This is a genomic window from Saccharospirillum sp. (genome assembly GCF_040881935.1).
GTDB lineage: Bacteria > Pseudomonadota > Gammaproteobacteria > Pseudomonadales > Natronospirillaceae > Saccharospirillum.
The window spans coordinates 116227-137535 of the sequence record NZ_JBBECH010000020.1; the positions used below are offsets into that span (position 1 = coordinate 116227).

The window sequence follows — 21309 nt, forward strand, 5'->3', positions numbered from 1 at the left end:
CCGGAGTCTACAATTTGAAACAGCGGAACAGTATACGGGTTAATCGTCGCCTTGTCGGTCTTCCTGTCATGTTTAGTGGCTGAGGGCTATCCTGGCGTGCCATTAGGACCTTGAACACCGGTTTGCACAGGGCCGTCAGACGGTAGACAAAGCCCCGACAGACTGTCATTCTTGGAAACGGTTACAAGCTATCAGGGCGCCAACTTATGGGCAGCCCGGAGGCAGCAGTACTGGCTGTACCGCTGTTCGTTCAAACAAGGGCACGGGGTGCATAAGGCTGAAGCACGCCAGCGCTACGGATCCAGGCAATTCGGTTCCCACAATGAATCAAAATGAAGAATTCATTGAATACCACAGAACATTGATGTCGCTCAGTCACGACTCGGCGTTTATCCAGAGCTCACGGATTGAAAAGATGTCGGCACTGCTGGACCTCTGCGGCCGGCTACTGCGTGTAGAACGCGTCAGTGTCTGGAAACTGACTGACAATGGTGATGCCATCAATCTGGAGTGCCTGAATACACTCAGCGACGGCATCTTTACCAATGACACCACCCTCACCCGGAAACAAAACCCCCGCTATTTCGATGCAATGCTGACCGCAGAAGTCATCGACGCCCGCCATGCCATTACCGACCCCCGAACCCGAAAATTCAACGACTTCTACCTGCAACCACTGGGTATTGAATCGATGCTGGATGCTCCGGTGTTTGATGGCAGCAAGCTCAGCGGGGTTATTTGCCTGGAAGCGACCAGCCATCGAGCCTGGACACTGCCCGAAATTTCAATTGTTACCGTCGTGGCCGACACCATCAGCCTGATCAACTCCTACGAAGCCTGGCATGCCTCCCAGCAAGCCCTCGATTTTATCAGTCACTACGATGAGCTGACCGGCCTGCCCAACCTGCGAGCATTTCGCAAACACCTGGAGTACCTCTGCCAGGTCATCGAATACCCGCCTTCAATGGCTGTTTTCTGGATAGACATAGACCGAATCAAGAGCATTAACGATGGCATGGGTGAAACCATTGGCAATCACCTGATTCAGGAGACCGCGAGCCGGATCCAGTCGTTACGTATCAGCGGTAAGGAAAAAGTCGCCCGGTGCGGCGGCGACGAATTTCTGTTACTGATTCGCCACCCCGCTGAACCGGACGCGCTGCGCCAGTTAGCCGACCAGATTCAGGCGTTGCTGTCTCAACCCCTGTCGATGACTGACGTGGATGTAGCCACAACGGTATCCATCGGCATCAGCCTGTACCCGGCCGATAGCAAAGACCCTCAGGGCCTGCTCAAACAAGCGGAAGCGGCTATGTACCAGGCCAAAGACTTCGGCCGTGGCCAGGCCCGGTTTTTCAACGCAGAGCTGTCGAAAAAGGCCCGCCAGCGTTTTCAGGCCGAGGCGGAATTGCGCCATGCCATTGCCTCGCGTGAGCTGGTAGCTTTCTACCAGCCGATCGTCGATGCCTTCAACCAGAACATTGTCAGTGTCGAAGCCCTGGTGCGCTGGCAACACCCTGAACGCGGGCTGATCAGCCCTGACGGGTTTCTGGATCTGGTTCGCTCGGCTAACCTGATGAAAGAGCTGGGGCAGGCTATGCTGGAGACGGTACTTGAAGACGTTCTAAAACTGCGTAAACAGGGTATACCGATTCCGGGCATCAGTTTAAATCTGTCGGCCGAACAATTGCTCGACCCGGAGTTCGCCGGATCAGTGCGCAACCAGTTACAACGCGCCCAGCTACCGGCATCGACGCTGGATTTCGAAGTCACCGAAGACGCCATCGAAAGCGACACAAAAACTTTGCACGACAACCTGACCACCCTGGTGGAGATGGGTGCCAGTCTGTCGATAGACGATTTCGGTACCGGCTACTCCTCGCTGTCACGGTTAAAGCACCTGCCCTTCACTCACCTGAAAATTGATCGTTCATTTGTTTCAGGCTTGCCAAACAAACAGGACGACAAGGCCATCACCTTGTCGATTCTCGGCCTGGCCCGGGGTCTGGGTATGTCGGTCGTTGCCGAAGGGGTCGAGACTGCCACCCAGGCAGACTGGCTACAGGCACAGGGCTGCGCCTGCTTACAGGGCTACCTGCTACACCGTCCCATGCCATTCAAACAACTGGCTGCATTGCTGCGAGACCGTTAGGGCAATCGTTTAGACGGCAAAAACTCATCCAGCACGATGGTTTCCTGAGCCTGCATCAGGCTTTCCGCGCGGATCATGTGCGCCCGCATCACACGTCGCACCTCGTCTTCGTCTTTGCGCTTCAGTGCCCCCAGCAACTGCATCTGAAAATGCCGGCCGGTTTCCCAGAGTTCCGGGTTAGGCAGGTCATAGATGTCGTGGCACAGGCGCAGATTTTTCAGTAACCCGAGCAAGAAATGACAGGTAAAACTCAGAATGGGGTTGGGGCACAAATCGACCAGCACTTCATGAAAGCTCAGTTCAGCCAGGCGCTGGGAATGTTCTTCCTGCTGGTTTTTGGGCGGCGCATCGTAGATGGTCATGGTGTTCTGCAGCCGCTGAAAATCGTCGTTCGACAAACGACCACAGACTGAAGCGGCGAGTTCCGGTTCCAGATGAATGCGCAGCTGATAGATATCGTGAATGGTGATGTCTTTAAAGTAGAAGTAGTTGGCCAGCAACGACATCGCACGGTCCGGTGGCACATCGGCAACAAAAGCCCCGCCGCCGGGGCCGGTTCGGGTGATGATCAGGCCCTGGGTATCGAGTGCCTTCAGCGCTTCACGCACGGTGCCTTTGCTGGCGACAAACTGCACCATTAATTCTTTTTCCTGAGGCAAGCGGTCGCCCGGTTTCAGCCGGTGCTCCGCGATCAGCCCCTTCAATGCATCAGCAACCTGGTCGGAACGTTTAGTCATGGTTATTCGCATTCGGTGGAGACAGCGGATGATAACACGCCACCCGGTGACCGGTCGCCAGAGCATCCAGCTCAGGATCGGACTGCCGGCATTCGGCTGTGGCGACCGGACAACGCGCCGCGAAAGCACAGCCCGCCGGCGGGTGCATTGGGTCAGGTAACTCAACCGCATCGTCTTCCGGCGGCAACTTGCGAACCGACTGACCGGGAACACTGTCGAGCAATCGCTGGGTATAGGGATGGCGAGGCTGACTGAAAATAGCGTCGACCGGCCCCTCTTCGACAATACGCCCCAAATACATGACCGCCACCCGGTCGCAGAAATTGCGCACCACACCCAGATCGTGACTGATAAACACATAGGTTAACTGCAACGATTCGCGCAAATCCTTGAACAGATTTAGCACTTGCGCCTGAACCGACACATCGAGTGCCGATACCGGTTCATCGAGGATTAGCACCTCAGCCTCAGCCGCCAGTGCCCGGGCCACACCAATGCGCTGAGCCTGACCGCCAGAAAACTCATGGGGGTAGCGTTCCAGAAATTCAGGACGCAGATTGACTTGCGTCATCAACTCATCAAGCCGCTGCTGGCGTTGTTCTGCCGACAGCCCCTGCAAATAAATCAGCGGGGCCGACAAGATCTCGCGAATGGTTTTACGCGGGTTTAACGACGAGATCGGATCCTGAAAAATATACTGAACCCGGCGTGCATGCTGTTTGAGGTTCACCTTACCGTTGGCACCCACCAGGTCTTTGCCGTCCAGTTGGATACGGCCTTCGCTGGGCTGGTCGAGCCCTACCAGCATCTTGGCCAGCGTGGATTTGCCACAACCGGATTCGCCGACCACACCCAGAATTTCACCGGCAACCACCTGCAGCGTAATGCCCCGAACCGCTTGTACGGAGGGCCGGCGTTTGCGCAAGAGGGTCAGGCCGCCGCCGAAGTGTTTTACCAGATCACTGACGTCCAGTTTGGTCTGCGTTGTCATAAAACCTCCCGCGCGAAGATGCAGCGTGCTTGCCGGCTGTCGGTCAGTGTTTCCAGTTCGACCGGAGCAGCCCGGCAGGCGTCGGTTACCTGATCACAACGATCGGCAAACTTGCAGCCGACCGGCAAGTCATTCACCTTAGGCGGCAAGCCGGGAATTTCAGTCAGCCGGTCAGTTACCCGGTTAACATCCGGAACGCAGGCGATCAGTCGTCGGGTATAGGGGTGTACCGGCTTGGCCAGCACCTCAGCTACCGGGCCCACCTCGACCAACTCTCCGGCATACATCACTGCAACCCGATCGCACAGCTCTGCCACAACGCCAAAGTCATGGGTGATAAACATCAGGCTGGAGTTTTGTTCGTGCCGAAGCTGATTCAAGAGTTTCAGCACTTGTGCCTGAACCGTTACATCCAGGGCGGTGGTAGGCTCATCGGCTATGATCAGTTGCGGTTCATTGGCCAGTGCCATGGCTATACTGACTCGCTGGCGCATACCGCCCGACAACTGATGCGGATATACCTTGGCCCTGGCCTTCGCATTGGGTATACGCACCTGCTCCAGCAGAGCCACGGCTTTATGCCAGGCCGCCTGATGGCTCAACGGCTGATGCGCTCGCAAGGCTTCCACCAGCTGATCACCAATTGAAAACAGTGGGTGCAGCGTCGACAGCGGATCCTGAAAAATGTAGGCCAGTTCACCGCCGCGCAGGGTACGCAACCGGTTATCATCCACCGCTAACAGATTTTCATCCCGATAATTCACCTGACCATCCATGATGGTGCCCGGCGGCGATGCCACCAGCCCCAGCAACGACATCGCCGTGACCGACTTGCCGGAACCCGACTCACCGATGATGCCCAGGCATTCGCCGGGTGCGATGGAAAAACTCGGCCCATTGACCGCATGGTGAACTTCGGAACCAATGTGAAATTCGGTGCGCAGTTCGACCACATCCAACAATCCCTGTTGCGCCTGTGCCGGTGCCCGTTTGGCCGCACTGGCGACCCGGGTTCGGGCCGCCGGGCGCATCAGAGCACCGGCTTTTAAACGCGGATCGAGTGCATCACGCACGCCGTCACCGAGCAAATTAATGCTCATGACCAGAATAAAAATTACCAGACCGGGCAAGGTCGCCACATGAGGGGCATTAATAATCAACCGCCGGCCTTCACCGAGAATGGAGCCCAGATCCGCCGTCGGTGGCTGCGCCCCCAAACCCAGAAACGACAGCCCGGCGGTTTCCAGAATCATCCAGCCGACGGTGGTCGACATGGTGATGACGATGACCGGCAATACATTGGGCAGCACCTCGGTCAGCACAATCATCACATTTCCTTTACCCGACAAGCGAGCCGCGTCCACGAATTCCCGGTTGCGCAATGTCACCGCCACACCCCGGACGTTTCTGGCGAAAAAAGGAATATTCACAATGGCAATGGCGTAGAGGGCATTCAGCAATCCAGGACCGAGCACCGCTACAATGGCCAGTGCCAGCAGAATGTAGGGAAAAGCCATCAGCATATCGATGCCGCGCATCAGGGTGCCATCGACCCGGCCGCCGAAATAACCAGCCAGCAACCCGATGGTGGAACCCAGTGTGGCGGCCACCAGCGTCGCCACAATACCCACTGCCAGAGAAACCCGGGTACCCCAAAGCAGGCGCGATAGCATATCGCGCCCCAACTGGTCAGTCCCCAGCCAGTTGCCGGGGGTAAAGGGCGGCAACAGCCGCTGTGAGGGATCGGTAATATTCGGATCAGCCAGTGGCAACCAGGGTGTCACACTGATCAATAGCAGAATAACGGCGAGCACTATCAAACCAAAACCCGCCAACTGGTTACGCATCAGCAGCTTAAAAGGCCCTGCACGGCCCGACTTTCGAGTCATCACCGACCCGGATGCATTGGCAACCGTCATGACGTCACCCTCGGATCCAGCAGTACTTGCACCACATCGGCGAGCAGGTTAAAAAACACATAAGCGGCCGCCACAACCAACACCCCGCCCTGCACCAGCAACAGATCCCGCGTCGATATCGCCGTGACCAACATACTGCCAATGCCCGGCCATTGAAAAACCGTTTCTATATACACCGCTCCACCGAGCACAAAGCCAGCCTGAATACCGATAACCGGCACAATGCTGACCAGCGCCGCTTTAAAGGCATGACGATAAATAACCCGCCGCTCGGCCAACCCTTTGGCCCGGGCGGTGCGAATATAATCCTGGCGCAACACTTCCAGCATGCTAGCGCGGGTCAGCCGCGCGATCACACCGGTGGCAATAAACGCCAGCGTTCCGGCGGGCAGAATCAAATGCCGGATCAGATCGGGCAAGTCACCGCCGCCATACACAGCGTACATGCCGCTGGCGGGCAACAGCCGCCATTCAACAGCGAATAACATGATCATCAGCAGGCCCAGCCAGAAGGCGGGCGTGGAAATGCCGATCAATACGATCAGCGTCAACACCTTATCGGCGAACCCGTACTGTTTTACCGCCGATATAATGCCGACCAGCAAACCCATGATCGAACACAGAACCAGCGCCGTACCGGCCAGTATCAGCGTCGCGCCAAAGCGTTCGCTAACGATCTCCAGCACTTCACGGTTTTGGTTGAAAGACCGACCCAGATCTCCCTGCAACAGGTTGCCCAGCCAGGTGAAATACTGGCTGACCAGAGGCTTGTCGAGCCCGAGCTGGGCGTTGAGCCGGGCCACGTTTTCGGGTGTAGCATAGGAACCCAGTATTGCGGTCGCGGGATCCCCCGGAATCAGCGCCATAATAAAAAAGACAATAAGGGTCAGGCCCAACAGAACCGGTAAAGTCATTACCAGTCGTTTGCCAATATATGGCCAAATAGGACTGCGCATGAAATACCCTGCCTGCTGTAACTCAAGCTTCGTGGCTATGGTCCGCGTCGGCTACCGGTTATGCCTCTGCAGGGTCGGCGTGAATCCATCCATGGAGCCTAGACCGCAGCATCCATGCTGCGGACTCCCCTGCAGAGGCATAACCGGCACCCGCCGCTCGCATTGTGCGCACTCCAAAACTTGAGTTGATCTTAGAAACCCCGGCCAGTGCTTCGCTTCAAGGCACCGGCCGACAAAGGTCAGTCGGCACCAGGGCCGACGTCAGCTCAATTACGGCTTGCTCACATTCTGTAACTGCAACAGAAAGGAGGGCTGCAACTTGAAGTTCTCGACCGCATCTGTCGCCACGGCATTTTGTTGCCAGTTGGCGATAAAGGCCCAGGGCGCATCGTCGTAAACAATGGCCTGCATTTCCTTATACAGCCGCGCTCGCTCATCCTGATCGGTGCTGGTACGGGCCTGGTTCAGCAACTCATCCACTTTCGGGTTGCTGTAATAGCCCGAGTTGAAGCCACCGTTTTCCGGAAAGGCTTCGGTACGCAACGCCAGAAACGGCAGGGTATCCGGGTCGTTGGTCATCCAGGCCATTTCAGCCATATCCGCCTTGCCTTCCAGTCCCGGGTTAACTTGACCAAGAAAGGTGTTCCATTCATAGGTTTCGATGCTGACATCAAGGCCTACCGCTGCCAGATCAGCCTGAATGGCCGTGCCCATGGAAATGGGGTCGAGCATACCCGAGCCGCCTTCGGTCACGAAGAAGGTTACTTCCGCACCCTCGGCACCGGCCTGGGCGATCAGTTCGCGAGCACGCTCAGGGTCATAGGGGTAAGGTTCGAGCTCATCGTTGTAAGCCCAGCCAAACGCCGGCGGAGTTGGCCCGGTCGCGACCGTTGCGGTGCCCTGCAAAATGTCGTTGACCAGTGACTCCTTGTCGATCGCATAGTTCACCGCCTGACGCACCGCTTTATTGTTGAACGGCGCTTCCTTCATATTGAGAATCAGGAACCACAGGTGCGGACCCGCTTGCTCATAAAGCTCGAAAGAGCCGTCATCCACAAAAGTTGAGACGTTATCCGGCGGCACTTCAACCATCAGGTCGATACCGCCCGAGAGCATTTCGGCCACCCGGGTGTTGGCATCGGTAATGGGCCTGAACACCACCGCTTCCAGTGAGGGCGCACCGTCCCAGTAGTCCGGGTTGCGGGTTACCACCACGCGCTGATTGGCCTGCCACTCTTCAAATTGGAAGGCACCGGTACCGGACGGGTTACGCCCGACTTCTTCGCCATGCTCACGCACCGCTTCCGGAGAAATGATCAGGCCAGTGGGATACGCCAGGTTCGACAGAAAGGGAGCAAACGGCTCGGTCAGCGTGAACTTGACCTGATACTCACTCACTGCTTCGACGGTATCAACCTGACCGAAATAGAACGCCAGCGGGAAGGGGCCGGTGTCGTAGTAAGGATGGTCTTCATCGAGCATGCGTTCGAAATTGAACACCACGGCCTCAGCATTGAACGGCGAGCCGTCGTGAAACGACACGTCTTCGCGCAGATTGAAGGTGTACTCCAGACCATCATCACTGATGCTCCAGTCGGTCGCCAGCGAAGGCTCTACGTTCAGGGTGCCGTCGGCATAGCGCACCAACCCGTCATAGATGTTCACCAGAATCCGGAAATCGTTCACCGCGGTTACCGCGTGAGGGTCCAGAGATTGTGGCTCGGCAATCTGACCGACAATCAGGACGTTGGGGGGCGTTTCGGCCCATAGTGGACTGCTGGCCAGTGCAACCAGTCCGAAAAGCAGGGATTGGACGACGCGTTTCACCTTGAGTGCCTCTCTGTTTTTTTACTGTTTTTATTGTGATTGCGTGCAGAGTGCGCCCCGGTTTTCTCATCCTGTCGAAGCCAGAAGGACTGGGATCGGTCACACTGCCCTACTACATTTATCACTATAAATTAGTGGACGCAATAAATTTTATGATGATAAATTAACCCGACAGTCTGAATGGATACCCCGCATGACCTACTCCATCATCGCCACAGACCCTGCCAGCGGCGCCCTGGGCGTGGCCACGGCCACTGGCAGTGTAGCGGTGGGCGGTTTTGTGCCACACGTACGCTGTGGTCAAGGCGCCATTGCCACCCAGGGGGCTTTCACCAACTGGCTTTATGGTGATCAGGGCCTGGCGTTGCTTAACGATGGGCTGAGCGCCGAACAGGTGCGGAACCGGTTGATTGAAACCGACGAGGGCCAGGCCCAGCGCCAAGTGATTATCTGCGACCGCTGGGGCAACACCGCAGGGCATACCGGTTCGGCCAATCTCAATGCCAAGCTACACCTGTGTGAACCGAATTTCGCGGTCGCAGGCAATATGCTTAACAGCACTGACATCGTGCTGGCCATGAAAAAGGTTTTTCAGCAGTTATCAGCTGCGCCGCTGCACGACCGGCTGCTAGCGGCAATGATGGAAGGCGAGCGCATCGGCGGTGATTTTCGCGGCACCCACAGCGCCGCCCTGAAAGTTCATTACCCCGACAAACCACCGGTCGACCTGCGTGTCGACTGGGCTGAACGGGACTGCATTGAGCAGTTAAAAATTCTGTACCACAAAACCCAAAGCGAACCCTTCCAGGAATTTCTGGCAGGGGTGCCGACCCTGGCTCATCCCACCAAGACCGGCCACGTCAATCGCAAGGAGGTTCGTTAATGTCACTGGGCAAACGCATTATGGAGTGGTCCGGGCAGGCCGCTCGCCATTCAGTACCGGGGCCGGGCGTCACCCGGCTGTTGGGTTCACCGGAACACAAGGCCCTGCTGGCGGATCTTAAAGGCTGGATGATACAGGCCGGGCTGACCACCGAGCTCGATGGCGCCGGCAATCTGGTCGGTCGCACCGCCCCCAAATCAGACCGCAAAACCCTGATCATCGGCTCCCACCAAGACACCGTTCGACAGGGCGGCGCTTACGACGGCATGCTTGGTATTCTGGTGCCGCTGGCCGTTTTGCAGCACCTGCAGGAACAGGCAATCGACTTGCCGGTCAATATTGAACTGATTGCGTTCAGTGACGAGGAAGGCGCCCGGTTTTCATCCACCCTGGTTGGCAGCTCAGCCCTGGCCGGTACCTTTAACCCGGATATCCTGAACGCAACCGATCGCGACGGCATTTCTCTGAACAGCGCCCTGCGCAGCCTGGGCGCCAACCCGGATCAGATTCCGAGCCTTAAACGGGACCCAGCTCAACTGGCGGGTTTTGTGGAAGTTCATATCGAACAGGGCCCGGTTCTGGAATCCCTCGATTTACCGGTCGGTGTGGTCTCCGCCATCACCGGCATTGAACGCCACAAGGTTCACATCACCGGCAAGGCTGGCCACGCCGGCACCACCCCCATGCATCTGCGTCAGGATGCCCTGCTCGCCGCGACCGAGGTAGTGCGCGCGGTCAACGACCTGTGCCAGAACACCGAAGACCTGGTCGGCGTCGTCGGCGAATTGAACGTAACGCCCAATGCCGTCAACGTTATTCCCAGTGGGGTAGACCTGACCATCGAACTGCGCTCCCCCGTCACCCGCATTCGTGAAACAGCCCGTCAACAATTGCTCGCCCTGTTGAATGAACGTATTGCCACCTACGCTTGCCAGTGGACCCATAAACTCGTTTATGAACAGCAAGAAGTAGACTGCTCGCCAGCCATTCAGCAGCAGTTGCACCACGCCATTACCGCCTGCGGCTGGAAACCGCACACATTGTTCAGCGGCGCAGGTCACGACGGCCTGGCAATGGCCCGCAGTATGCCGATTGGCATGCTCTTTGTACGCTGCACCGGCGGCCTCAGCCACCACCCCGATGAAGCGATCACAGAAGCCGATGCCGATGCTGCGGCACAGGTCATCAAACAGGCGCTGTTAAACTGGGAGGTACCGGCATGAGCACCCTACCCCCGGTCAATATCAACCGATTGCTAACCACACTCGACCAACTATTGCGCATCGACAGCCCCACCGGCGATACCGCCGCCATGGAACACGCCATGTGCGAGCGGCTGGCTCCTTTTGGCTGGCAGGTCAACCAGACGCACCGGGGCAATGTGCTGGCGCAATCGGGCGAGGCCCCCAAACGCGTGATCGCGGCCCACATCGACACCCTGGGCGCCATGGTGCAATTCATTCGCGACGACGGCCGGCTCGAAGTTACCCCACTCGGTACCTGGTCCGCCCGCTTTGCCGAAGGTGCCCGGGTCACGGTAAAAACCCGCCAGGGCCCGATTCGGGCCAGCCTGTTGCCGTTGCTGTCATCCGGCCATGCCTGGCATGACGCAGTGGATACTCAGCCGGTGGCCTGGTCGCAACTCAGTGCCCGCCTCGACCGGCCTACCTCAAGCCGGAAAGAAACACTCGCGCTCGGCGTTCAACCCGGCGACATTGTCTGCATTGACCCCGCCCCGGAATTCGACGATTCCGGCTACCTCATCAGCCGGTTTCTCGACAACAAAGCGGGCATCGCCTGCGTATTGGAAATGCTGAATCTGCTACAGGAAAACAATCTGACGCCTGCGCAGCCAGTACTGCTGGCCTTCACCAACGCCGAAGAAATCGGACTCGGTGCAGGAACCGCCCTACCCCGGTCAATTAAAGAATTAATCAGCGTCGACATCGCCCCGGTTGCCAGCAACCAGGCCAGCAGCGAACACAGCGCAACCTTAGGGTACAAAGACGCGCTCGGCCCCCACAGTCGTTCTCTGCTCGACCGGCTCGACCGGATCGCTACGGAACATCAGGTTAATGTCGTGCGCGATGTTTTTCGCCACTACCACAGCGACTGCTCGTCTACTCTCACAGCGGGCTATGACGCAACCACCGCTCTGGTTGGCTTTGGCACAGACAGTACCCACGGTTATGAACGAACTCATCAGGACAGTTTAATAGCGGTTACCCAGTTACTGACCGGATATGTGCTGAGCAACTAACCTCATGAGGTAGGAATTCGCGTAAATTTAACCGCAAATAGTCCGGCTGGCACCAGATTATAAGATGAAACAGAAACAAGTTATCCTGCGAATTCCTGGCTCATGACCCCCGAAAACAAAAAACCCGGCTGACGCTAACCGGGTTTTTTATGTACATCAACGGTGATCAGTAAGCCGCATCGGGCTCGTAGAATTCATCCGCATTATCGGCAGTGATCGGGTCGGCCGCCAGAACCATGCGTGATGGTACGCCATGGTACATGTCGCCCATTTTCTCGCCACGCACACCGTGTACTGCCAGTGCAATGCCGGAAGCAATCATATTCGGCGGATAAGTCACGGTTGCCTTCACGATCGGGTGATTATCACGGATCATACCGATCACGTCTTTGGAACCACCGCCGCCGACCAGAATCTTGATGTCATCACGACCGGACTCTTCAATCGCCGTCAGCACACCCTTGAGCGCATCGTCATCACCGGCCCAGACCGCATCGATATGCGGGTGACGCGCCAGCATGTCTTCCATCACATTCAGAGACGTCTGTGGGTTCCACTCACCGGACTGTGAGTCCAGAATGGTGATGCCCGGGTGACGCTCTATTTCCGCATTAAACGCATTTACGCGTTGGCTGTTGATCGGAATTGAAGGCCCTTCAATCACCACTACATTGCCTTCGCCATCCATTGCTTCGGCCATGTATTTCGCCGCCTGCTCACCCATGCCCGGGTTGTCACCGGCCAGGAACACATCCTGAGTCGGCGTTTCCAGTTCACGGTCAACCACAACGGTGTAAATGCCGTCCTGATAGGTTTCGGCGATCACCTGCTGCAGGGTTGCCGGGTTGTGCGGCAGGATCACAAGCGCATCGATCTGACGCACACGAAGGTCTTCGACATCACCCACCTGGGCCGTGCCATTGTTGGCGGCGAGAATGGTGAATTCAATCTCGGGGTATTTTGCTGACAGGTCTTCCGAAGCCTGACGCGCCCACCACAACAAACCGGCCGTCCAGCCGTGGTCCGCCGAAGGTACACTGACCCCGATGTGATAGCTGTCTTCCCCGAACGCGACAAAAGGCGTCACCGACAAAGCCGTAGCAACCGCCGCCGTTTTTAACAGTTTTTTAAGTTTCATCTTTTCCGTCCACCTCTGGTTGTTGTTATTCCATCCCCCTTTTGCAGGAGAATGCCTACCTAACAAAGCCAGGCGTTTCCCAGCCATGTTTTTTACTTAAACTTCGGAGTTCACCACGAGCTGAGTGACAGGTGCCGGGTGTACCTTTCCGGGGAAGTCCGCAACATGGATGTTGCGGTCTAGGCCCCATGGAAGGGTTTATGCCGACCCCGGAAAGGTACACCCGGTGCCTGGCCCGGACTCCTGGCAATACAACGAAACTGAACTCCAAAGCTTGACAAACTCCTACTGCTGGCGTTTGTATTGCACCAGCACGGCGATAATGATTACCGACCCTTTAACCAGCCCCTGCAAATAGGGCGATACCCCGAGCAGGTTCAGCATATTGTTGATAATGCCCAGAATCAGCGCACCGATAACGGTGCCCCAAATCGACCCCTTGCCACCGGACAATGCCGTACCGCCGATTACTACCGCTGCAATGGCATCCAGCTCATAAAGCACACCGGCATCGGACGGGCTGATTGAATTGAGACGGGAGGACAGCATGATCGCCGACAAACCCACGCAGGCACCGGCAATGGTAAAACTACCCAGAATCACCGACCGGACCCGAATGCCCGAATAGCGGGCGACCTGCGCATTGGCACCGACGGCGCACAAATGACGACCAAAGCGGGTATAAAACAGCAGAATGTGCGCCCCGACCGCCAGAATCAAAAACGCCCAGACCGGAATCGGAACACCCAGCCAATAGCCGCCACCCAGGTCGGGAAACAAAGGGTTGCGGGAGACTACTTCACCGGCGTCAGTCAGGTAGAGGGCCACGGAGCGGAAAATCGACATGGTGGCCAGCGTTGCGATGAAAGCGGTTATCTTCCCCCGGGTTACCAGCAGACCGTTGAATACACCAAAGAGCGCACCACTGCCAAGTGCCACCAGAATCCCGACCACGATGGCCATGACCGGATCGGTCACTGCGTTCAGCGCATAGAGCAACAGCACACCGACCAGGGCGACCATGGACCCTACCGACAAATCAATGCCACCGCCGATGATCACAAAGGTGACCCCGATGGCGATGATGCCGGTGTAGGAAACCTGCCGCATAACGTTGGTCAGGTTCCGGGTATTCAGAAAATATTCACTGGCCAGTGACGATGCGATCAACAATACAACCAGAGCAATCAAAGGGGCCAGAATGGTCAGGTCCAGGCCCAGCCGATTGACGGTACTGGAGAAGCGATCAGTCATTTGTTTTACCTGAGTCATGACAACGCGGCTCCCGCGCCGGTTATTGCCGATGCGCCCCGGGCGCCCGCTGCGTACAACATGATGTCTTCCTCAGTTATCTGTTCATCGTGCAAATCGGCGACGATGCGCCCTTCGCGTACCACCAGCACCTGATCGCACAAGCCAATAATTTCTTCCAACTCCGACGAGATCACCAGAATCGCCTTGCCCTCGCTGGCGAGCGTTCGGATCAACCGGTAAAACTCGTGTTTGGTACCCACATCAATGCCACGCGTGGGTTCATCCAGGATCAGAATCTCCGGTTCAATATCCAGCAATTTAGCCAGATATACCTTCTGCTGGTTGCCGCCACTCAACAGCCCCACCTCCGTATTAAGACTCGCCGTGCGAATACTGAGCGCCTGCTGATAATGTTCGGCCTGGCGGCGCTCGGCCCGGTGGTTTATGAGACCTTTGATATAACGCTTCAAACTCAACAGTGTGATGTTTTCGATCAGATTAAAACTGAGCACCAGGCCCTTTCCCTGCCGGTCTTCCGACAAATAAGCCAGGTTATGACGATGCGCATCTTCCGGCGAGGTGATGCTGCACGGCTCACCGTTTATCAGCACCTGACCCGAGGTTTTTTCGCGCAACCCCATAATAGTTTCCGCAATTTCCGTTCGCCCGGAACCGACCAGACCAGAGAGCCCCAGAATCTGTCCGCGATGCAGGGTAAAATTCACATCGGTGACCAGTCGGTCCAGAGACAGCTGACGGACTTCCAGTGCAATCTCACCGGCATGTCCTTGCTTCGGTGGAAAGACCTGCGACAGTTCACGGCCTACCATTTTCCGGGCCATGTCTTCTTCATCCAGATCGGCGGTTGACCGTTGCTCCACTACCTGACCATCGCGCAGGATCAACACACTGTGGCAGAGGTCTTTGACTTCCTTGAGCTTGTGGGAAATAAACAGCACCGCAACACCGGCAGTCTGCAAGCGACGCACAACATCGAACAGCACACTGACTTCACGATCGGTGAGCACCGTGGTTGGTTCATCCAGAATGACAACCTGGGCATCATCGACCAGCACGCGCGCCACTTCGACCATTTGTTTTTCAGCGACGCTGAGATGACTGATCGACGCTTCAGGGTCGAGGTTCGATTGCAGACTTTCCATGACCTCACGGGTCTTGCGACGCATGGTAGTGCGATCCAGAAAGCCGTGTTTACGGAGCTCCTGTCCGAGAAACACGTTTTCATAAACACGCAGGGTGGGTACCAGGTTAAACTCCTGCGGAATCATCGCGATGCCCAACCGACGGGACATCACCGGGTCCAGCTCGGAATAACGACGGCCGCCTATTTCCAGCGAACCGACACTGGGCTGATAAACCCCGCTGATCAGTTTCAGCAGCGTCGATTTACCGGCCCCGTTTTCCCCCAGAATGCCGATGATCTCACCCGGATGAATGTCGAGATTGATGCCTTGCAGAACGACATTGGGCCCGAACGATTTACCAATATTGTGCAAACGAATAATGGGTTCGGTCATGACGCTGCTCCGAAGTCGAGCGGCGTCCAGGTGCCGTTGTTCTGGTTCGATCGCAAGGTAGCCGCAATAAATTTCAGGCCATCCACCCCTGTCGACACATCTGGTAGCCAGCCGCCCTGTGACGCCGTATTCACATCAGCAGCGAGCGCCTGATAAAGATTGGCAAACCCTTCCAGATACCCTTCCGGATGCCCTGGTGGCAAACGCACGCTCGCGCCGGTGGTGCTGCTGAACCAATCATCCCGGCGTGTAATGCGTTGCCGGGGCTGATTCAGTGGCGAGAACCAGAGCTCGTTGGGATTTTCCTGCGCCCACTCCAGCGATGCTTTCTCGCCAACGACTCTAATGCGTAACGCGTTCTCGAAACCCGGTGCCGTCTGACTGGCCCATAACATGCCAGTGGCCCCACCCTCGAAACGCAGCAGTGCCTGGACGTTGTCATCCAGAACACGACCGGGTACCTGACTGGTTAATTCTGCACTGACGGCCTCGGGTGTTAACCCGGAAATAAAGCAGGCCAATTGAAAAGCGTGGGTGCCGATATCGCCCAAAGCACCGGCAGACCCGGCCCGCTTTGGGTCGAGCCGCCAATCGGCTTGTTTGTTATCGGCTGAGGGAACTTCGCTTAGCCATTCCTGCAGGTATTCGACCTGCAGGCTGCGAATGCGCCCCAGGTCGCCACGTTGAACACACTCGCGCGCATGCTGAACCAGAGGGTAACCGCAGTAATTGTGCATCAGTAAAAAACGCACATGCCGGTCGGCAACGCGCTCTGCAAGATGCTCGGCTTCAGCCAGGGTAACCGTCATCGGCTTTTCGCAAATCACATCCAGGCCCGCCTCGATGCAGGTTAGCGCAATCGGATAGTGCAAATGGTTGGGCGTGGTAATGGCCACGACACGGGCACCATCGTCACGAGCGGCTTCGGCTTTGATTAGGGCGTCATAACTATCGTAGCAACGATTGGGGTCGAGCCTCAGCTGCGAAGCAGTGTCCCGATTACTCTCAGACCGGGTGCTGAACACGCCAGCGACCAGTTCAAAACGGTTGTCCATACGGGCCGCGAAACGGTGCACCGCACCGATCATGGAGCCCGGTCCGCCGCCGATCATCGCCAGGCGCAGGGGAGTCGATTGGGTCATCACAAACATCCTTTATCGGCTATACCGCTCAGAGACCGAGCAGTGACCGGTTGGTGGCTTCATCGGTACCAGCGGCGGCAAAATCATCAAAGGCCTTGTCGGTCACACGAATGATGTGATCTTCCACAAAGCGCGCCCCTTCGGCTGCGCCTTGCTCCGGATGTTTGAGTGCACATTCCCATTCGATAACGGCCCAGCCAGCGAAATCGTACTGAGCCAGTCGCGAGAAAATGCCGTTAAAGTCGACCTGGCCATCGCCCAGCGAACGGAAACGACCCGCCCGATCAACCCAACCCTCGTAGCCACCGTAGGTGCCTTGCAAAGCCGTCGGATTAAACTCCGCGTCCTTCACATGAAACATTTTGATGCGATCACGGAAGTGATCGAGGAAGCCCAGGTAGTCGAGCTGCTGCAGCACAAAGTGAGACGGATCAAATAGGATGCAACAACGCGGGTGATGATCAACGGCTTTCAGAAACCGCTCGAAGGTGGCGCCATCGTGGAGGTCTTCACCAGGGTGAATTTCGTAGCACAGGTCGACCCCGGCGGCATCAAACGCATCGAGAATGGGTTTCCAGCGTAGGGCCAGTTCTTCAAAACCGGTCTCGACCAAGCCAGGCGGACGCTGCGGCCATGGGTAAAGGAAAGGCCACAATAAGGCGCCGGAAAAAGTAGCGTGAGCGGTCAGCCCAAGGTTTTTACTGGCCTTTGCGGCCAGCAACAATTGGTCGACAGCCCAGGCTTGTCGTGCCTGCGGATTCTTGCGTACCGACTCGGGGGCAAAGCCATCGAACAGATCATCGTACACCGGGTGCACGGCAACTAACTGGCCTTGCAGGTGGGTAGACAGCTCGGTAATTTCCAGGCCATAACCGGCCAGCAAGGCAGTCACTTCCCGGCAATAGTCGAGGTCTTCGGCGGCACGCTCCAGATCAAACAGACGTTTATCACCGCTTGGAATCTGCACCCCTTTAAACCCCAGGCTGGACGCCCAGCGGGCAATACTGTCGAGACTGTTGAACGGTGCATCATCACTGACGTATTGAGCCAGAAAGAGCGCAGGCCCTTTGATGGTCTTCATAAACAAACACCTTAGATTTTGTTTTTGTATAATGTAATGCATTACATTCAAGCAGAGTAACTCAGGAAGGTCAACACCCTGCCTACCAGTTTATTTTTGTGTAACAGTAAAAATAAGCTTATATTTAGCCATCTATGCGCTACTGTGGGCTAAGGACTGATGCGAAAACCCCTGTTACTGAATGTAATGCATTACATATCAAACAGCAATTATCTACAATGGGGACCTGACAACCAGCCGGTTTATCCTGAATTGTATCGCTGTGTTACCATCGCCTCTGTTGACTTTGCAGATACGTACCATGCCCACCATTAAAGACGTTGCCCTGGCCGCTGACTGCTCTACCGCCACGGTATCCCGGGCGCTTGCCAACCCGGAAAAAGTGACCGAAGCCACGCGCAAACGAGTGGCCAGTGCCATCGCGAAAGTCGGTTACTCACCGAACCTGGCAGCGCGTAATCTCCGCCGCAGCGAGTCACGCACCATCGTCGTGTTGTTACCGGATATCGCCAACCCGTTTTTCTCGGAAATCATCGCTGGCCTCGAAGACGTTGCCCACCGCGAAGGCTACCGCGTCTTGCTGGGCGACTGCGAACACGACACTGGCCGGGCCCAGGCCTATTTCGATTTACTGCCGACTAACCAGGCCGATGGCATCATCCTGCTGACCGCTGAAATCCCCCTGGCGCTGGTCACCCAACAGGCCCGCGGCAGCCAGATACCGCTGGTGATGGCCTGCGAATATTTTGATCAACTGACCCTACCCACTGTGCGCATCGACAACCCGCTTGCAGCCGCCCGTGCAGTGGAATATTTGTCGTCACTCGGTCACCGGCGCATTGCGACCATCACCGGGCCGATGCAAAACCCCATTTGCATAGACCGCGTCAAAGGCTATCGGTCGGAGATGGCGCGTCAGAATCTACCGGTAAATTCACGCTGGGTGGTTGAGGGCGACTTTGGTTTTCTGTCGGGGTACCAGCAGGGCCAGGGGTTATTGGCCATGCCATCCGAAGAACGCCCCAGCGCTATTTTTTGCCACAGCGACGAAATGGCCATTGGCCTGATGAAAGCCGCACGGGATGCGTCAATCCGGGTACCGGAAGACCTCTCGGTGATCGGCTTCGACAACATTGGTCTGAGCGAATACTGCCAGCCGGAATTGACCACCGTCAGCCAACCCAGAGACGAGATTGGCCGTTGTGCAATGCGCCTGCTATTGGACGTCTTGCGCAAAAAGCAGGTACCTCACCAACAGGTGCTCAGCACCCAGCTGATCGTTCGCGCCAGCACGGCACCGGCACCGGCACCGGCACCGGCACCCAGAGCCTGATTGCAGACGGCCAGCTAGCCAACTCTTAAACGATTAAGTTAACATTGGGTGCCAAGCTGGTTAGACTGGGAAAAAGCCACCCGTTCACACTGCATTGTTGCTGGAAGGCCGCGCCATGGATCATCCGCTCGATTACGACGCCCGCATCACCCTAGACCGCCTGCTACCCCGGCTGAAACCCAAAGCCAGCAGCGATAAGGAATGGGCGGCTTTTGAAGCGAACCTGAACGCCCAGTTTCCCCGACTCTTTGGTCTGCTGCGATCCTTGTATGGAAACCAGTACGACTTCTACTACCACCTGGAAACTACGCTCGACACCTTGCTGGAATCTTTCCAGGCGCGACCGTCCGTATTGCGCAATCAGGACAAAAAACGCCAGGCCGACCCACTCTGGTTCAAACGTGAAACCATGCTCGGGGCCGCCTGTTACGTCGATCTGTTCGCCGGGGACCTGAAAGCTTTGCGCGATCAGATTCCCTACCTGAAAGAGCTTGGCCTGACCTACCTGCACCTGATGCCCCTGTTCAAAGCGCCGGAAGCCAACAGCGATGGTGGCTACGCGGTTTCCGACTACCGCCAGGTAAACCCAACACTGGGCACTATGAATGACCTGAAACGCCTGGCCGCGGCGCTGCGCAAAGAAGGCATCGTGATGGTGCTCGATTTCGTCTTCAACCACACCTCGGATGAACACGACTGGGCGATCAAAGCCCAGCACGGGGAACAGGAATACCTCGATTACTATTTCTGCTTCGACCACCGCAGCCAGATGGCACCCTACGCGCCATACCTGCGCGAAATATTTCCGGAAATACGCCAGGGCTGCTTTACCTGGCGTGACGACATGCAACGCTGGATCTGGACCACCTTCAACAGTTTTCAGTGGGATCTGAATTACAGAAACCCCGCGGTGTTCAACGCCATGCTTGCAGAACTGCTGTTTCTGGCAAACGCAGGCGCCGATGTATTGCGCTTCGATGCCCTGGCCTTTGTTTGGAAGGAAGCTGGCACACCCTGTGAAAACCTGCCCCAGGCGCATACGCTGATTCAGGCTTTCAATGCTGCCGCCCGCATTGCGGCACCGGGCCTGCTGTTCAAATCCGAAGCGATCGTGCACCCGGATGAAGTGGTTCGTTACGTCAGCACCGACGAATGCCAGCTGTCGTATAACCCACTGACCATGGCCATACTCTGGAACAGCCTGGCCACGCGCGATGTCACTCTGATGACGCGCAGTCTGCAGGCGCGTTTTCCGATTCCACCCGATACCGCCTGGGTCAATTACATTCGCTGCCACGATGATATCGGCTGGACCTTCGATGACACCATCGCCTGGAGCCTGGGCACCGACCCGGACCACCACCGCCGTTTTCTCAACCAGTTCTACACCGGTCAGTTCCCCGGTAGTTTCGCCAGTGGCGTACCCTTTCAGGAAAACAAAGCCACCGGTGACTGCCGGGTCGCCGGTCAGCTGGCCTCTCTGGCCGGACTGGAAAAAGCGCTGAATGCTCAGGACCCGGATGAAATTCAGTATTCGATCAACCGAATCCTGCTGATGCACGCCCTGATTTTCAGTATCGGTGGAATGCCATTGCTGTATATGGGCGATGAACTGGGGCTGCTGAACGACTACAGCTATCAACAAGACGTCAATAAACTGAACGACACCCGCTGGGTTAACCGGGTGGCCGTGAACGACGCTGATCTCGATCTAAGAAATCAGCCCGACACGCCCAATGGCCAGGTTTACGCCGGCCTGCAACGATTGATTGCGTTGCGCAAGTCAACCCCGTTATTGGGCGACGCTCACACCCACATTATCGAGACCGGTAACCCTCATATTTTCGGGTTCACCCGAACCCGGGATGCCGAGACCCTGCTGGTACTCGCGAACTTTGCCGATTTCGAACAGCACCTTGATGAGTCGTTAATCGACTCCTTGCTAACCGGCGGGAAACAAGTTGACCTGCTTGAACCGAAAGCAGGCCTTGCCCTGCAAGCGCTGCAACCACACCAGGTACGCTGGCTGACCGTGCAGTAGTTACTGTTGGGTAGACGGCAATGTTACCACGGCCGCCCCCTTGCAGATCCGGACGTG

Annotated in this window: 16 protein-coding genes; 6 read left to right on the forward strand and 10 right to left on the reverse strand. The window is 56.7% G+C overall.

Features of this window, described 5'->3' with window-relative positions:
• Positions 1–322 precede the first annotated feature (322 nt).
• Positions 323–2152: a putative bifunctional diguanylate cyclase/phosphodiesterase gene (locus WEB54_RS02915; RefSeq protein WP_368053149.1), complete on the forward strand. Its 1830-nt coding sequence runs from the start codon at positions 323–325 to the stop codon at positions 2150–2152.
• Here WEB54_RS02915 and WEB54_RS02920 read toward each other — a convergent pair.
• From WEB54_RS02920 to WEB54_RS02940, 5 genes are all read right to left on the reverse strand, one after another.
• On the reverse strand, positions 2149–2889 hold the full coding sequence (locus WEB54_RS02920; RefSeq protein ID WP_368053150.1) for a FadR/GntR family transcriptional regulator: 741 nt from the start codon (positions 2887–2889) through the stop codon (positions 2149–2151). The two genes, WEB54_RS02915 and WEB54_RS02920, sit on opposite strands and share 4 nt — an antisense overlap.
• Positions 2882–3880 (reverse strand): ABC transporter ATP-binding protein, encoded by a 999-nt coding sequence (locus tag WEB54_RS02925; RefSeq protein WP_368053151.1) that lies wholly within the window; start codon positions 3878–3880, stop codon positions 2882–2884. The genes WEB54_RS02920 and WEB54_RS02925 overlap by 8 nt, the downstream gene beginning before the upstream one ends.
• Positions 3877–5799 (reverse strand): dipeptide/oligopeptide/nickel ABC transporter permease/ATP-binding protein, encoded by a 1923-nt coding sequence (locus WEB54_RS02930; protein WP_368053152.1) that lies wholly within the window; start codon positions 5797–5799, stop codon positions 3877–3879. The genes WEB54_RS02925 and WEB54_RS02930 overlap by 4 nt, the downstream gene beginning before the upstream one ends.
• Entirely contained in the window at positions 5796–6755 is a 960-nt protein-coding gene (locus WEB54_RS02935; RefSeq protein ID WP_368053153.1) for an ABC transporter permease, read from the reverse strand. The genes WEB54_RS02930 and WEB54_RS02935 overlap by 4 nt, the downstream gene beginning before the upstream one ends.
• A 270-nt stretch (positions 6756–7025) precedes the next feature.
• Positions 7026–8582 carry an ABC transporter substrate-binding protein gene (locus tag WEB54_RS02940; RefSeq protein WP_368053154.1) on the reverse strand — a complete coding sequence of 519 codons (1557 nt, stop codon included), beginning with the start codon at positions 8580–8582 and terminating at the stop codon, positions 7026–7028.
• 193 nt (positions 8583–8775) lie between these two features.
• On the opposite strand from WEB54_RS02940, the gene WEB54_RS02945 reads away from it, so the two are divergent.
• From WEB54_RS02945 to WEB54_RS02955, 3 genes are read left to right on the forward strand one after another with little or no spacing between them, the layout of a single operon-like run.
• Entirely contained in the window at positions 8776–9465 is a 690-nt protein-coding gene (locus WEB54_RS02945; protein ID WP_368053155.1) for a DUF1028 domain-containing protein, read from the forward strand.
• On the forward strand, positions 9465–10688 hold the full coding sequence (locus tag WEB54_RS02950) for a M20 family metallo-hydrolase (protein ID WP_368053156.1): 1224 nt from the start codon (positions 9465–9467) through the stop codon (positions 10686–10688). Before WEB54_RS02945 ends, WEB54_RS02950 begins: the two co-directional genes overlap by 1 nt.
• Entirely contained in the window at positions 10685–11725 is a 1041-nt protein-coding gene (locus WEB54_RS02955) for a M20/M25/M40 family metallo-hydrolase (RefSeq protein ID WP_368053157.1), read from the forward strand. The genes WEB54_RS02950 and WEB54_RS02955 overlap by 4 nt, the downstream gene beginning before the upstream one ends.
• Positions 11726–11891: 166 nt before the next feature.
• Here the strand turns inward: WEB54_RS02955 and WEB54_RS02960 are convergent, their stop codons facing one another.
• From WEB54_RS02960 to WEB54_RS02980, 5 genes are all read right to left on the reverse strand, one after another.
• A complete protein-coding gene (locus tag WEB54_RS02960; protein WP_368053158.1) occupies positions 11892–12863 on the reverse strand; it encodes a substrate-binding domain-containing protein in 972 nt (323 codons plus the stop codon).
• Positions 12864–13148: 285 nt separating this feature from the next.
• Complete coding sequence (locus WEB54_RS02965) at positions 13149–14135, reverse strand: ABC transporter permease (RefSeq protein ID WP_368053159.1); 987 nt, start codon at positions 14133–14135, stop codon at positions 13149–13151.
• The gene (locus tag WEB54_RS02970; RefSeq protein ID WP_368053160.1) at positions 14132–15655 is read right to left on the reverse strand and encodes a sugar ABC transporter ATP-binding protein; all 1524 of its coding nucleotides are present in this window, start codon (positions 15653–15655) and stop codon (positions 14132–14134) included. The genes WEB54_RS02965 and WEB54_RS02970 overlap by 4 nt, the downstream gene beginning before the upstream one ends.
• Complete coding sequence (locus tag WEB54_RS02975) at positions 15652–16797, reverse strand: Gfo/Idh/MocA family protein (protein ID WP_368053161.1); 1146 nt, start codon at positions 16795–16797, stop codon at positions 15652–15654. Before WEB54_RS02975 ends, WEB54_RS02970 begins: the two co-directional genes overlap by 4 nt.
• A gap of 28 nt (positions 16798–16825) precedes the next feature.
• Positions 16826–17878 carry a sugar phosphate isomerase/epimerase family protein gene (locus tag WEB54_RS02980; RefSeq protein WP_368053162.1) on the reverse strand — a complete coding sequence of 351 codons (1053 nt, stop codon included), beginning with the start codon at positions 17876–17878 and terminating at the stop codon, positions 16826–16828.
• A 301-nt stretch (positions 17879–18179) separates the two neighbouring features.
• Between WEB54_RS02980 and WEB54_RS02985 the strand changes: the two genes are divergently transcribed.
• Together WEB54_RS02985 and WEB54_RS02990 are read left to right on the forward strand one after the other, a co-directional pair.
• Complete coding sequence (locus WEB54_RS02985; protein ID WP_368053163.1) at positions 18180–19211, forward strand: LacI family DNA-binding transcriptional regulator; 1032 nt, start codon at positions 18180–18182, stop codon at positions 19209–19211.
• Positions 19212–19326: 115 nt separating this feature from the next.
• A complete protein-coding gene (locus WEB54_RS02990; protein WP_368053164.1) occupies positions 19327–21252 on the forward strand; it encodes an amylosucrase in 1926 nt (641 codons plus the stop codon).
• Positions 21253–21309 lie beyond the last annotated feature (57 nt).

What these genes read in the sequence shown, in the direction of transcription:
- WEB54_RS02975 (WP_368053161.1), bottom strand. Translation starts at nt 16,797, where the DNA reads ATGACCCAATCGACTCCCCTGCGCCTGGCGATGATCGGCGGCGGACCG.
- WEB54_RS02980 (WP_368053162.1), bottom strand. Translation starts at nt 17,878, where the DNA reads ATGAAGACCATCAAAGGGCCTGCGCTCTTTCTGGCTCAATACGTCAGT.
- WEB54_RS02950 (WP_368053156.1), top strand. Translation starts at nt 9,465, where the DNA reads ATGTCACTGGGCAAACGCATTATGGAGTGGTCCGGGCAGGCCGCTCGC.
- WEB54_RS02925 (WP_368053151.1), bottom strand. Translation starts at nt 3,880, where the DNA reads ATGACAACGCAGACCAAACTGGACGTCAGTGATCTGGTAAAACACTTC.
- WEB54_RS02985 (WP_368053163.1), top strand. Translation starts at nt 18,180, where the DNA reads ATGCCCACCATTAAAGACGTTGCCCTGGCCGCTGACTGCTCTACCGCC.
- WEB54_RS02915 (WP_368053149.1), top strand. Translation starts at nt 323, where the DNA reads ATGAATCAAAATGAAGAATTCATTGAATACCACAGAACATTGATGTCG.
- WEB54_RS02920 (WP_368053150.1), bottom strand. Translation starts at nt 2,889, where the DNA reads ATGACTAAACGTTCCGACCAGGTTGCTGATGCATTGAAGGGGCTGATC.
- WEB54_RS02945 (WP_368053155.1), top strand. Translation starts at nt 8,776, where the DNA reads ATGACCTACTCCATCATCGCCACAGACCCTGCCAGCGGCGCCCTGGGC.
- WEB54_RS02965 (WP_368053159.1), bottom strand. Translation starts at nt 14,135, where the DNA reads ATGACTCAGGTAAAACAAATGACTGATCGCTTCTCCAGTACCGTCAAT.
- WEB54_RS02935 (WP_368053153.1), bottom strand. Translation starts at nt 6,755, where the DNA reads ATGCGCAGTCCTATTTGGCCATATATTGGCAAACGACTGGTAATGACT.
- WEB54_RS02970 (WP_368053160.1), bottom strand. Translation starts at nt 15,655, where the DNA reads ATGACCGAACCCATTATTCGTTTGCACAATATTGGTAAATCGTTCGGG.
- WEB54_RS02990 (WP_368053164.1), top strand. Translation starts at nt 19,327, where the DNA reads ATGGATCATCCGCTCGATTACGACGCCCGCATCACCCTAGACCGCCTG.
- WEB54_RS02930 (WP_368053152.1), bottom strand. Translation starts at nt 5,799, where the DNA reads ATGACGGTTGCCAATGCATCCGGGTCGGTGATGACTCGAAAGTCGGGC.
- WEB54_RS02960 (WP_368053158.1), bottom strand. Translation starts at nt 12,863, where the DNA reads ATGAAACTTAAAAAACTGTTAAAAACGGCGGCGGTTGCTACGGCTTTG.
- WEB54_RS02955 (WP_368053157.1), top strand. Translation starts at nt 10,685, where the DNA reads ATGAGCACCCTACCCCCGGTCAATATCAACCGATTGCTAACCACACTC.